This window comes from Desulforegulaceae bacterium (assembly GCA_034006035.1).
GTDB lineage: Bacteria > Desulfobacterota > Desulfobacteria > Desulfobacterales > JACKCP01 > JACKCP01.
Genome location: JAVETN010000001.1, coordinates 86,993 through 100,718, shown reverse-complemented (window position 1 = coordinate 100,718; position 13,726 = coordinate 86,993). Strand labels below are relative to the sequence as shown.

Below are 13,726 nucleotides of genomic sequence, written 5' to 3'. Positions count from 1 at the left end.
CTACTCTGTTTTTGAATTGTTATTTTTATCAGATTGATTATTTATTATTTCTTTATGAAGGGTCATTCCTACGGCAAAATAAAAACTGATTTCATCATTTGACATGTCATCAAAATTGGATTCCAGAAATAATTTTGAAATGGTTTCTTCCAGTTTTTTATAATAATTTGAGTCATATTGTTCTAATTTTGAAATAATCTCGGGGAATAATTTTTTTATTAATTTGGGACTTAATTTCAGACCATTCAATTTATTTCTAAATGGAGATGCTTCTCTTTTACTATACTGAATATTCAATAATTTTTGACATAAAACACCTTCAAGAAAAACAGCTTTTTTAGCCGGATTATTAAAGAAATCTTTGTGTTCATTAAAAAAATCATTATATTCTGATTCCAATTTATCCTCCTTTTTATTTAAAGACAGATTTATTATGTTTAAATTATTCAAAAATTTTAAAGTCATAAAACTTTTCAAAACAGAAAGACTTATATTTTCATTGTTTGCAAACTTTGTCCTGATAGAGTCAACAATTTTTATCATAAGAAAAGAGTAATCAATTTTTTTTTGTAAAAAAACAGACCTTACTACCTCTAAAAAACTTTTTTCCAACTCGCCCATAAAATCTTTAATAAACTCAAATTTAAACTTTAAATCATAAACATTTTTTGAGCTTTTTAAATTTTTAAAAATATGATTTTCCTCTGCTTTATTCTTAGCATCAAAAATTTGCTTAAACTGAGAAGGATAAACATCCTCAATATTCATTAAAATTTTAAATTCATTATTGTTTTTCTTATAAAACAGCATTGAGTAATTAACTCGATTATCTGTATCTTTTATAATATCTAAAATATCAGTCTTTGAATTAGTTATCGAATTTCTTGTTTGTTCTGACATGCTGAATTTTCCCAAAGCAGTTTCCTTATCTAGAAAGAAATCCATAATCTCAGCATTATCAGGGTGGGAAATTAAAAATTCTGGAATTAAATAATAGCTAAATCCACAAAAATAGTAATTCATGTAATCTTCTATTATTGGCTTAACATCTTTTAATTTAACTGCACATTCGGGACATACAGGATAATTTTTCCATGCTTTTGTTTTATCCAGCCCTCCTGCAATGGGAGCAAACTCAGTTTTGGCAGTATAAAAATTGAATGTACTTACATACCCCCACACTTCTTTATTCTCACTCAAACATACAGAACAAAATTTATTTACTTCTTTAAAAACTTTATTATCAAGCGTGAAATAAGGTGCTAATAAATTTTCCTTTGTTTTTTGTCTAATATCTTTAAAAATATCTGAGTCACCTATATATTTATTATCAATTTTAAGACTCAAAATATAAAGATCCTTATCAGATTTACGCCCCTGCATGGATTCTTTAATTGACTCTTTAATCTGTTCAGAATTCTGTAAAAAAGAATCATACAAGGAAGAAATTTTTTCATCTTCATTATATTTTTGAAGAATGGTTATTATTTTTCCTTTTTTCTTTTTCTCTGAAAAATAGTCTTCATTTTCATTTATATCTTTAAATGTGACAAACACTGATGGAAATTCAGAAGTCCCTCTTGCCGCAACTTTTTTAAAAAAAATTTTTTGCTTGTTTTTTTCAACATTAAATTTTTCTAAATAAATTCCTTTATAATCAAATGAGTTTTCATTTTCCCCTGATTTAAATTCTAAAATAATTACTTCTTCTTCCCTTTCATCTATAACGAGACCGTATGGATTTTCTTCAAAAAATTCATCATCTATATACTCATGGAGCTTATACATTTTATGTATCATGAAAATTCCTTTTTAATTTGAATTTACAAAATTTTTTCCACCATTCCAAAACCTCTTGAAACAGATTTACCAATTCCCACAAAATCAGGAATTTCAAAATTTATCTTAAAAACCCCTTTAAAACCCAACACCTTGTTACCTTTCAAATTTGTATCAATCGGCTCAACATCTACCAATGAATTAATTCTCTCGTTTTCATTCAAAATAATTCCAAGATATTTGCACATAGATAAAACATTTCCTGTAAGAATTTGTTTTAATAATTCTTTTTTTTCAGACATACGAGAACCTCTGTATTTCTTATAATTTTTCTGATTCAATGCAATCCACGGGGTTTTAAACTTATATAAAAAATGTTCCTGAGAATAACCAAAACCAGTTTCTTCAACTTTTAAGTCTTTTTCAAATACAGGGATTATAGTATCTTCAATTTTTATTTCTTCAAGATTCATAAAAATATCTGTAAATACTTCAACCGCTTTTTCGCTTAAAGCTATAATGGCTGGCTTGTTATTAATTATTTTAAATTGTATTAACGGATATCTGTAAATATTTTTACCATCATGAGTATTGTGATTATGAACCAGATCATATTTTTCAAAAAGCCTGCCCACATAACCTCTGAATTTATGAATCTCATTTGGTTTTAAATTAATATCATTTAATGTAAGAGTTGCCTTTTTCATATTAATCTTCCTTATAATTCAAAAAAACTTTGCAAGAATTTCATCATTTACATATTTTTTATCAAAACCCTGGCCAAGCACTCTGATTTTCTTAAAATCTTCCTGACAAAATGGAAAAATATAAACACTGTCTGTTTTTTTAATGATTAATTCATCAAATCTTTCAGCAAGCTCGTCAAATCTGTTCCAGTCAATCCTGCCAAGAAAAACACTTTTTTGAACCCGAGTAAGACCGGATTTTTTACATTCCTTTGCAATCTTTCCTCTTATTTTATCATCTGTAATATCATATATTATCCACACAAGAGTTCTGAGCATAATATTTATCCTTAAAATTCTTTTATATTAAGCCATTTAGTTATTTCTTTTTCGTCATTTAAAAGAAAGTTTGCAAGTCTGTGTGCCTCATGGTTTATAATATATTTTCTTTTTACATTTCTTTTTTTATAACGAATTTTTTCATCCAGATGCTTGAGAAGACTATCTATGACAAAAGGCTTTCCTTGTTGATTAAGGCTTGTACTTTTTGAGGAGACATCAAAATAACTCTCTTTTACTTTTTTCCCTGTAAAAAGATAAACAGATACAGTTTCAGCATAGATTCTAAAAGGTTCTATAAAATCAAAAACAAGTGACTTCTTATTATAATTATCAGTGTGCATAAAACCCACAAACGGGTCAAGACCAGCGATTATACATGCTTTCTCAACCATAGAATATAAGACTCCATAACAATAATTTAAAACTGCATTAAAAGGGTCTTTTGCAGGCCTTCTGGATCTTCCGCTAAACCTATACTTTTCAGGCATTATTTTTGAAACAGTTTGAAAATAAGCTCTACCAGCTGTGCCTTCTATTCCTAAAATCTGGCTCCTTGCTTCGCTAATATTGCTCTTTATTGAAACCAAAAAATCCAAAGAGTTACTTATTGTTCTTATAGGAGTATTAAAAACACTTTCTTTACCCGGCCTTGAATATTTAAGCTTTTTCAAAAACTCAATTTGATTTTCTAATTTTTTCTGAATAAGCTCTAAAACAATATTAATCCCTTTTTCATTTTCAGTAGCTTCAAGCTGTTTTCTTCTAATTAAAGCAGTTGAACCCATTTTAGAAAACCAGACTCTGCCAAGCGGATCACCGTAATTATCAAGAAAAATCACATCAATATTATTTTCTAAAGCCAGGACAATGGACTGAGTTGTTATCATAACTTTATTTGACAAAATTATGGACTCAACCCTTGGTGCGGCAATGTCCATTCTGTCTGTTTCATTCTGTATTCTAAAGCACTCATCTTTCTGCTTAATAATCGTCCCTGGTGAATTAATAATAAGCTGAATTTTAAGCCTCCTGGGTTTTGTTTTTAACCAACCATACCACACAAGCTCTGTCACAGACTGACAGACCCCAAATATTTTTTTAAATTTTTTTTAAGTTTTTCAACTACAAGGTCTTTTAAAAACTTTGGAGACTCAACAACAACGCCTTCGCCATGGCGTAAAACCTCCATCACAAGCTCGGTTGGATTGCTAAAAGGAATTTCTAAAATAAGATCTTTTCCATCATAATATTGGTTTTGATTTTTATGCCAGATTTCGTCTTTGACCCAGTTTAAATTCGGCTCAAAAAACCTTAATTTTGCAGTATGCTCTGCTTTTCCTGAAAAAACCCCAAACCCGTCTTCCATAAATAAATCTATTTTTTCTTTGGAAAAAATTTTTGCACCTGGTTCAATATTTATAATTTTTATATTTTCAACAGAAAAAACCCTGAATTCTTTGTGTTTTTCACAATAAGCACAAAGATACCAATTGTCTTTATAATGTAATATTCGCTGGGGGTGGAGTTTTCTAAGGCTTTTGCTGCCGCAAGTTCTTTTGTAGTATTGAACTTCTATTATTTCACGGTTGACAAGTGATGAACAAACTTTTGAAAAATCTTTTTTCCTTAAAACTCTTGAATACAAAGGCATGACTTTGATCAAGGATTTCAAATCCTGGGGTGAATGGCCAAGCCCCTTGATTATTTCTTCAATCTTTGAACTCAAAGGATTTATAATTGATGAAATTCCAACTTCCTGATTCTTTTCAATAACCTGAACACAAACAAACAATGCATAAATTTCATCAGGACTCAGCCAAAATCCGGGAAGATCAAATTTTTCAACAGACTCATCATAATAATATCCATTTGCCGATGGATCATATTTTAAAGGTGCTGAAAAATAATAAATAAGGGTTTGCTTGATTCTGTTAACTGTAGACTCAGAACATTCAAGTTCATAAGCAATTTTTTTTAAGGAAGGTCGTCTGCCTGATTTAACAAGCCTGTGAAACCTAAATATCCGTTCTGATTTGTTCATTTAATAATACCGGTGTTTTTTATTTTTTATTTACCAATATTATTCATTAATTGTTAATCAAGTCAAATTTGAAAAAATAATAATCCTATTTGTAATGCCAAACTTATTTCTATTCCTGATTTTTAAATATGCCCTGGCTACTTCTATGAGCAAGCTTATCTTTATACATAAGCTTATCAACATGCCTGATAAAACCATCAGCGTCCATTTTTGACTCAGCCTCATAAATATCATAACCCAAACTAATACTTATATTGTAGGGAAGAATATTTGAGTTATTAAAATCTTCAAATTTTTTCTTAAGTCTTTGTACTATTTCTTTCTTACGACTTTTGTCTTTTAATTTTGCAATAACTACAAATTCATCTCCGGCATATCTTGAAATAAAATCATCTGCTCTAAAACTTTCTGTTAACAAATTTGCAGTTTGTTTTAAAGCTTCATCTCCTTCCAAATGCCCGTAGGTGTCATTTATTTGTTTAAAAAAATCAATATCCAGCATTATTAATAGTATTGATAAGTTTTGTTCTTCTTCTCTTATACACTTTTTTAAATACATATCTAAATGCCGCCTATTATAAAGCCCTGTTAAATAGTCTTCATAAATTTCAACATTTTGTATGTTCAGATATACTATCAGGGAAGATAAAGATGCACTAAGCCAAAGACACGATGCATTAACATTAACTATTTGTAATCCCCCACCCACTGCAGCCAGAATTCCAAACATAAGAAGTGTATAAAAGTTTTTTTTATCCAGATTTTTTCTGTTCCCTATTATAAGGACATAAGTAGCAACAACATAAGAATAATATAATACAGCATTTATCCAATATAAATTCCCACGATTGTATAAATTGTTTTCATCTACAAAAAACACAGCTTTATTATAAACACTGAGAAAAGATAAACCAATAGTTACAACTGCTGGAATAACAGCAAAAGGAATTATTTTCCTAAGTCGTCTTACACTTTTATGAATATATAAATAAGTATATAGAAACCAGACTAAAGGCGGCACAGGTGTAAGAATAAAGTAAATTAATACCAAACTTATATGTATTTTTCTAGGCATTAATTCAGGCGTGCCTTGAACAAAAGTCCTTAATATTTCAAAAACCAAAATTAATGAGATTGAAAATATAAGGAGTAAAAACAGCTTTTCATCAGCTTTTACCTTTTTTTTATCAGGGCTGATATTGAAATAAATTATCAGGCATATTATCAAGCCTATGATGTTGTTTTCTACCACTGCTAAATTGAAAGTCATTTAGATCAACACCTTGTTGTTTTATTCGTTTTTGTCAGCTGGACAATTTATAAGTTCCAGGAATACAAATAATATCTTACTAATTATAGATAGAAATATACAAAAAACAAATTTAACCTGATTTAATCTTAAAAATCAGGAAGTAAGTTAAAAAACTCATCCGCTATAAAGCTTAGAAATAGAATAAATTTTAAATAAATTTTTGAGGATAATCCGTAAAAAATCCACTTACTCCGGCTTTGATAAGTCGTGAAGCTCTTTTTGACTTGTTTACTGTATATGGAATTACTTTTTTGTTTGTGTGTTTCTTATAGTCTTTTATATGTTTTGCTGAAAGATTTCTCTGATCAGGATGCCAGGAATAGGCATTGAGATTTCTTGTCAAACCAATGGGAGGCCTTGGCTCTCCAGAGGTTAAAATCCCAAGGTTTGCAGCTTGGGAAAGATTTCTTAATCTTAAAAGAATTTTATGATTAAAAGATGAAAAAACCACTTGTTCCATCATTCCCTTTTGTTTTACAAGCTCAAGAATCATTGCTTCAGATGATTTTCTATCATCGCCTTTGATATAAACTTCAGATTTTATTTCAATATTTAAAACAGCTCTTTTTTTTACAAGATTTAAAACTTCTTCAAGCCTTGGAACTTTTGTAGAAATTTTACCTGAGCTTAAACGGATGCCAGCATCTGCTTTAAAAAAAATATCTGAAAAAAATTTTTCAGACACCCTCCCAAGGCCTGATGTTGTTCTTTCCAATGTAGCGTCATGGATAACAACAGCCTCTCCATCTTTTGTTGTTCCCACATCAAGCTCAATCATAACACAACCCAAATTAAGAGCTGCAATAAAAGCTGGCATTGTATTCTCGGGAAAAAGAGAAGACAATCCTCTATGGGCTGCAATAACTGGTTCTTTTAAATCAGAAAGTTTCATTTAAAATCCAAACTAATCTGTAAATAAAGGAATTGGCTGAAATTTTTCCACATCAATCAGTCCAAAGTCAGTAAGTTTAAGCTCGGGTATAACTGGAAGGGATAAAAAGCCCAAGCTTATAAAAGGATCTTTTTGATTTGCACCAAGATTGGAAACAGCTTTTAAAACTTCATCAAGCTCAAGAATTACCTCTTCAAGAGATTTTTCTGACATCAGCCCTGCAATGGGAAGAGCAAGCGAAGCAATAACCACTCCATTATCAGCAACTGCAAATCCGCCTTTCATTTCAATTACTTTTGCTGCTGCAGTTTTCATGTCTTCATCGTTGACTCCGCAGGCTATTATATTGTGGGAATCATGGCCCACACTTGAAGCAAAAGCCCCTTTTTGTATTCCAAAGCCTTTTACAAAACCTTTTCCAGTTTTGCCTTTTCCTGAATAACGCTCCACTACACAAAGCTTTAATATATCTCTTTTTATATCTGAAACTGCAAATCCGTTTTCATTTTTTGGAAACTCACAAAACCTTTTTGTTACAACTTGATCTTCTACCACACCAATTATATTTATCCTTTTTCCTTCTTCAGATGGAATGGAAAAATCAAGGATTTCAGGATCAAGGTTCATCAAAGAAGGGCTTTTTTCAGAATGTTTAAATTTCACTGATTCTGAGTAGCTTCCATTTTCAAAAACTTTTTTTCCTGACTTATAAACAATGCTGGGTTTGAAATCAGCCAAATCTTTAAAAAGGATAATATCTGCTATTTTTCCCGGAGCAATTGCCCCCCTGTCAAAAAATTTAAAATATTCGCATGGAGACAAGGTTCCCATTCTGATTGCTGTGCTTGGATCAAGACCAAAAGATATTGCATCTGAAATTATTTCACTTACATGACCTGAAATTAAATCATGGGGATGTCTGTCATCTGTGCACCACATCATTCTTTCAGATGTTTTTTCATTAATTGCAGGAAAAAGGTCATTCAAGTTTCTAGCACAAGTACCTTCCCTTACCATTATTCTCATTCCAAGAGAAAGTTTTTCAAGAGCTTCCTCATGGGAAACACACTCATGATCACTTGCAACTCCGGCATTAACATAAGCACAAAGATCTTTTCCTGTAACAAAGGGAGCGTGTCCATCAACAACTTTTCCAGTTTCAAGACAGGCGTCTATTTTTGCAATAATTTTTGGATCTCCAGAAATAACTCCGGGATAATTCATTACCTCCCCAAGACCTGCAACCCTTGGATTTTTCAAATAAGGCTTTATATCTTCTGCTTCAAGAACTGCTCCTGAAGTTTCCATATCGGTTGAAGGAACACAGGAAGGAATCATAAAAAATATATCAACGGGAAGATCTTTTGATTCAGAAATCATATAATCAATTCCCTTTGTTCCAAGAACATTGGCAATTTCATGGGGATCTGCCACCACAGTTGTTGTCCCGCTTTTTAATACAGCCTTGGCAAATTCAGGAACAGAAACCATTGAGCTTTCAATATGTACATGGGAATCCACAAGGCCTGGAGCTGCAAAAAAACCTTTGCAGTCTATTTCTTCTTTTGCAAAATAATCACCAAAACCTATGATCATCCCATTTTTTATAGCAATGTCTTTTTTTTCAATTTCATCTGTATAAACATTAACCACTTTCAAATTTTTAAGTAAAAGATCTGCCTGGTTTTTCATTTTGTTTAGACCTTGTTTTTATTTAGACGAGATTTTTATTTAGACCAGATATTACAAAGTTTTCAAATTTGCTTAAATTTATCTTTTTTTAAATTTTTTTATGATTTTATTTACATTTTTTATGGCCTGGGCAGTATCTGCAAAAATTGCTTCTCCATTTGAAACAACTTTTTTCCCATTTACATAAACATCTTTAACCTCTCTTCTTGAGGCTGAATAAACTATATGAGATTCAGGAGAATACATTGGATTCAACCCTGGAAGCTGATGATTTAAAACAAGAAGATCCCCGGCTTTTCCAACTTCAATTGAACCTGTTTCATTTTCTATTCCAAGACATCTTGCCGCATCTATAGTTGACATTCTAAGAGCCTGTCTTGCTGAAACAACAGTGGGGTCAAGTTTGTTTACCTTGTGAAGCTTTGCTGCTGTATCCATTTCACTTAAAAGACATAAGTCATTATTGCTGGCAGCTCCGTCTGTACCAAGCCCCACACAAATACCTTTTTCAAGCATTTCAGGCACAGGAGCTATTCCTGATGCAAGCTTCATATTGCTTTCAGGATTATGGGAAACTTTTACATTATGATTTTTTAAAATATCAATTTCCTCATCATCAACAACAACACAATGAACTGCAAGAACATTTTTGTTTAAAAGCCCAAGATCATTTAAGTATCTTACTGGAGTTTTACCTGTTTTCCTAATAACTTCTGAAACTTCTGAAGCTGTCTCAGAAAGATGAATAATTAAAGGGAGATTATTCTTCGTGGAAAGTTCGCTGGCTTTACAAAGATATTTTTCATCTAAAAGATAAACCGAATGAGGTGCAACACATACTTTTACTAAAGGATGGTTTTTGTATTTAAAATAAAGATTTTCAGTAATTTGAAGAGCTTCTTCAGGGGATTTGGCACTGACTGTTGGAAAATTTAAAATCCCTTCCCCAGCAAAAACTTTAATTCCTGAATCAATAGCAGCTTTTGCAACCTGATCTTCAAAAAAATACATATCTGTAAAACATGTAGTTCCTGCTTTAAGCATTTCAAGACATCCAAGAAATGTCCCTGCATATACGTCCCCGGCTTCAAGCAAACCTTCTACAGATTGAATATCACCAAGCCATTCCATCAAGGGAAGATCGTCTGAATAACCTCTTAAAAGAGTCATTGCAGCATGGGTGTGAGTATTTATAAGTCCAGGCAAGATTATTGCCCCTTCAAGAGACTGGGTTTTATCAGCCCTGATATCAAGATTTTTTCCTATGGCGGAGATCTTTCCGTTTTTTAATGCTAAATCTCCATTTTCAATTATTGTATTATTTTCATCTACTGTAACTATTGTACCGTTGGTAAGCAAAAGATCTGCTTTGTCTGTCATTTATCAAATCTTTCTTATTATAATTTTCAAAACCTTTTCAAGTTTGTCAGCTGAGTCTTCGGCTACATCTATTATATCTTCAAGCTTTGCTTCTTCAGGCTCATCTGGGTTATTTATATTTGTTATAATGGACATTCCAAGAACCCTCATCCCTGCATGATTGCCTGCAATAACTTCGCACACAGTTGAAAGACCTACTGCATCTGCTCCTATTGTTCTTAAAAACCTGTTTTCAGCAGGAGTTTCAAGTGAAGGACCTTTAAGACCAGCATAAACACCTTTTTGAATATAAATATCAAGTTCTTCACCTGCTTCAAAAGCAAACTCTCTTAATTCCAAATCATAGGCACAGCTCATATCAGGAAATCTTGGACCCAGATTTTCATCATTTATTCCAACAAGGGGATTTTCTCCTGTAAGATTTATATGATCTTCAATAATCATCAAATCTCCGGGTTTAAAGCTTAGGTTGAGGCCTCCTGAAGAATTTGTAACTACAAGATTTTTTATTCCAAGAACCTGCATCAATCTTACAGGGAAGGAAACCTGAGCTGCTGTATAGCCTTCATAAAGATGAAATCTGCCTTTCATTGCAATTACTTTTTTACCTGAAATTTCACCTAAAATCATTTCCCCTGCATGACTTTCTACAGTTGAAATTGGAAAATGTGGAATTTCAGAATAGGGAACGCTCTCAATCACCTTCATAAAATCAACAGAGCCCCCAAGCCCTGTCCCAAGAAAAATCCCTGTTTCAGCCTCAGCAAAAACATCTTCCACAAATTCAGCTGCTTTTAAAGCTCTGTTATAAATCATTTTTTATCCTTTCCAAGTCAATTGAAGTTTCATAAACAAGTTTTGCAGGGCCTGTCTTAAAAATGTGGTTGTTGGCTTTGTTCCACTTTATATCAAGAGAACCGCCTTTAAGTCTTACCTTTACCTTATCTGAAGTTTTATGATTTAAAACTCCTGCAACAACACAAGCACAAGCTCCGGTTCCACACCCCAGGGTTTCTCCTGCTCCTCTTTCCCAAACTCTTACAAAGATTTCATTTTCAGAAATCACCCTTGCAAATTCAACATTGGTTTTAGCCGGAAAAAATTCATGATTTTCAATGGCAGGCCCAAGTTTAAAAAAAAGAGAATCTTCAATTTCATCATCAATAAAAATAACAGAATGGGGATTTCCCATGGAAACTGCTGTTATTTCCAGTTCTTTACCGCAAACATTAATTTTTTCAGATATAATTTTTTCTTTATCTATAGTGGATGGAATAAGCCCAGATTCAAGAATGGGCTCACCCATATCAACTTTTACAGAATCAACTATCCCGTCAAAATTTATATCAAGAAGGGGAACTATAGATCCTGCTTTGGTTTCAACATTTATAATCTTTTGCATAAATATGGCTTTTTCATAAACATATTTTGCAAAACATCTCATTCCATTACCGCACATTTCAGCTTCACTGCCGTCGGGATTAAATATTTTAAAACCAATATCATGGGTATTTGATCTTACAGCAAAAATAAGTCCATCTGCTCCAAGACTGAATCTTCGATTACAAAGTTTTTTGGCAAGACTGCTATAGTCAATTTCTTTAAGAATAAATGAGCTTCTGTCATCAACAAGAATAAAATCATTCCCGATTCCCTGCATTTTAGAAAGATGGATCCGCATAAATTTTCTCCGCAGACTTTTGCACTTGATTAAAAAGTTTTCAACTTTGCCTTGTAAATGGCTTACAATTTTAAAGTCCCTTTAAAAAATGAAACTCCAAATCTAGATCATTAATTATAATGGATATTTGTATAATTTTCCTTTAAAGTTTTCAACCTCAAGGAAATCTTTTTCAATATTTTTTATATATTCAGGAAGAAGAGGAATTTTTCCCCCGCCTTCAGGAAGATCTATCACATAGTATGGAACAGCCATTCCGCTTATCCGACCCCTTAATTTTTTCATTATGATTATACCTTTTTCAATCTTTGGACGAAGGTGAGATATTCCTTTTATGGGATCAGGATGATGAAGATAATAAGGCTTTATTTTTATTTTTAAAAGATTGGCAAAAAGTTCTGAAAGAGTTTTCCAATCATCATTAACCCCTTTTAAAAAAACACTTTGGCATCCCAGGGGAATTCCAAAATCAGCTGCTGTAAATGCTGCTTTTTTTGCCTGAGTTGTTATTTCCATTGAATGATTAAAATGGGTGTTTATATAAACAGGTTCGTATTTTTTTATGATTTTACATAAATTTTCAGTAATTCTTTGGGGAAGGGTTGAAAAAACTCTGGAATGAATCCTTAAAATAGAATCTTTTTTAATTTTCCTTAAACTTGAAAGAATAAAGTCTATTTTATCATCGGAAAGAAGGAGAGGATCTCCTCCTGAAAGAATAATATCGTCAATTTCTTTATGGGAAGAAAGATAGGCTAAAATATCATCAAATTTATCAAAAAAACTTTCTTCACAAAGCCCCACCCTTCTTTTTCTCATACAATGCCTGCAATAAACCGCACATTTGTTTGAAACAAGAAGAATCACCCTGTTGTCATACCTGTGAATGAGGTTTTTAACCGGGGATAAAATATTTTCTTCTAAAAAAGGGTCATCAGTTCCCAAACCATCCAAAAGTTCTTTTTTATCTGGAATTGACTGAACCCAAATAGGGTCATTAATTTCTTTTATAAGAGAGAAAAAATACCTGTTAATTTTAAAGGGATAAGTTTGATGAACCCGGAAAATATCTGAATTTATATTAAATTTACTGCAAATTTCATCAATTCCCACAAGATCTGACAAACTTTTTGTCCATTGATTTTTTGTTTCCAAAATCTACCTGCCTACTTAAAAAGAAAGCATTATCCAACTAAGTATTTAATTTGTAAAGTCTGGATTTAAACAAAAATATAATGGCGGCCTTAGATCAGCCGCCATCTATAATAATTACTTATGGTATAAAATCTTGTTTTGGTTTTGCAGTTTTTTTATTAGTCTAGAGCAACATTAATTTTCTTTGGCTTTTTTTCTTCAGGCTTTGGAATATCCAAAACAAGAACACCATCTTTGAATTTTGCAGATATTTTTTCCACATCCACATCCATTGGAAGAGTAAACGCCCTATGAAATTTTCCTGAAACCCTTTCTCTTCTATAGTAGTTTTCGTTGTTTTCTTCTGTTTCAGTCTTTTTTTCACCTTTGATTGACAGGACATTGTCATTTACTTCAACATCCACATCTTCCTTTTTAAGACCGGCAAGCTCAGCCTCAATAATTATTGAGTTTTCTGTTTCATAAATATCTGTTGAAGGTCTCCATGCTCCCATTGAACCCTCTTCCATTTCTGAAGGTTCCATTCTTGAAAAAGCATCGTCAAACATTCTATTGATCCTATCCTGAAGACTTACAACGTTTCTTATAGGTTCCCATCTTACAATTGCCATTTCAATACCTCCTTAATTACTTGTTTTGTTATAATAAAATTTATAAACTTTATAAGCTTAAACTACAGCTAGTTATAAAAATTTAATTCCAACTTAAAGTAATCATCATCCCAAAAATGTCAAGTACTGCTTTTTACAACTTATCAGATAAATAA

The 13,726-nt window shown here is 31.9% G+C and carries 13 protein-coding genes; all 13 read right to left on the bottom strand.

What is annotated here, in order from left to right:
* The 13 genes from RBR53_00450 to RBR53_00390 all read right to left on the bottom strand — a co-directional run bounded on the left by RBR53_00450 (position 1) and on the right by RBR53_00390 (position 13,571).
* The gene (locus tag RBR53_00450) at positions 1–1,800 is read right to left on the bottom strand and encodes a TIGR02556 family CRISPR-associated protein (protein MDY0131119.1); all 1,800 of its coding nucleotides are present in this window, start codon (positions 1,798–1,800) and stop codon (positions 1–3) included.
* Between the two features lie 23 nt (positions 1,801–1,823).
* The gene (locus RBR53_00445; protein ID MDY0131118.1) at positions 1,824–2,486 is read right to left on the bottom strand and encodes a CRISPR-associated endonuclease Cas6; all 663 of its coding nucleotides are present in this window, start codon (positions 2,484–2,486) and stop codon (positions 1,824–1,826) included.
* An 18-nt stretch (positions 2,487–2,504) separates the two neighbouring features.
* Complete coding sequence (gene cas2, locus RBR53_00440) at positions 2,505–2,804, bottom strand: CRISPR-associated endonuclease Cas2 (GenBank protein ID MDY0131117.1); 300 nt, start codon at positions 2,802–2,804, stop codon at positions 2,505–2,507.
* Between the two features lie 11 nt (positions 2,805–2,815).
* Positions 2,816–3,868 (bottom strand): CRISPR-associated endonuclease Cas1, encoded by a 1,053-nt coding sequence (cas1, locus tag RBR53_00435; GenBank protein ID MDY0131116.1) that lies wholly within the window; start codon positions 3,866–3,868, stop codon positions 2,816–2,818.
* Between the two features lie 8 nt (positions 3,869–3,876).
* Entirely contained in the window at positions 3,877–4,848 is a 972-nt protein-coding gene (locus RBR53_00430) for a WYL domain-containing protein (GenBank protein ID MDY0131115.1), read from the bottom strand.
* Between the two features lie 109 nt (positions 4,849–4,957).
* Entirely contained in the window at positions 4,958–6,118 is a 1,161-nt protein-coding gene (locus RBR53_00425) for a diguanylate cyclase (GenBank protein ID MDY0131114.1), read from the bottom strand.
* A 190-nt stretch (positions 6,119–6,308) separates the two neighbouring features.
* The gene (locus RBR53_00420) at positions 6,309–7,052 is read right to left on the bottom strand and encodes a glycerophosphodiester phosphodiesterase family protein (GenBank protein MDY0131113.1); all 744 of its coding nucleotides are present in this window, start codon (positions 7,050–7,052) and stop codon (positions 6,309–6,311) included.
* 12 nt (positions 7,053–7,064) lie between these two features.
* A complete protein-coding gene (gene ade / locus RBR53_00415) occupies positions 7,065–8,744 on the bottom strand; it encodes an adenine deaminase (GenBank protein ID MDY0131112.1) in 1,680 nt (559 codons plus the stop codon).
* A 78-nt stretch (positions 8,745–8,822) separates the two neighbouring features.
* Positions 8,823–10,124 carry an amidohydrolase gene (locus RBR53_00410; protein MDY0131111.1) on the bottom strand — a complete coding sequence of 434 codons (1,302 nt, stop codon included), beginning with the start codon at positions 10,122–10,124 and terminating at the stop codon, positions 8,823–8,825.
* A 3-nt stretch (positions 10,125–10,127) separates the two neighbouring features.
* On the bottom strand, positions 10,128–10,940 hold the full coding sequence (locus tag RBR53_00405) for a purine-nucleoside phosphorylase (GenBank protein ID MDY0131110.1): 813 nt from the start codon (positions 10,938–10,940) through the stop codon (positions 10,128–10,130).
* Complete coding sequence (dapF, locus tag RBR53_00400) at positions 10,930–11,805, bottom strand: diaminopimelate epimerase (protein MDY0131109.1); 876 nt, start codon at positions 11,803–11,805, stop codon at positions 10,930–10,932. The genes RBR53_00405 and dapF overlap by 11 nt, the downstream gene beginning before the upstream one ends.
* 114 nt (positions 11,806–11,919) lie before the next feature.
* Complete coding sequence (locus RBR53_00395) at positions 11,920–12,960, bottom strand: KamA family radical SAM protein (protein MDY0131108.1); 1,041 nt, start codon at positions 12,958–12,960, stop codon at positions 11,920–11,922.
* A gap of 158 nt (positions 12,961–13,118) precedes the next feature.
* Positions 13,119–13,571 carry an Hsp20/alpha crystallin family protein gene (locus RBR53_00390; GenBank protein ID MDY0131107.1) on the bottom strand — a complete coding sequence of 151 codons (453 nt, stop codon included), beginning with the start codon at positions 13,569–13,571 and terminating at the stop codon, positions 13,119–13,121.
* Positions 13,572–13,726: the final 155 nt, after the last annotated feature.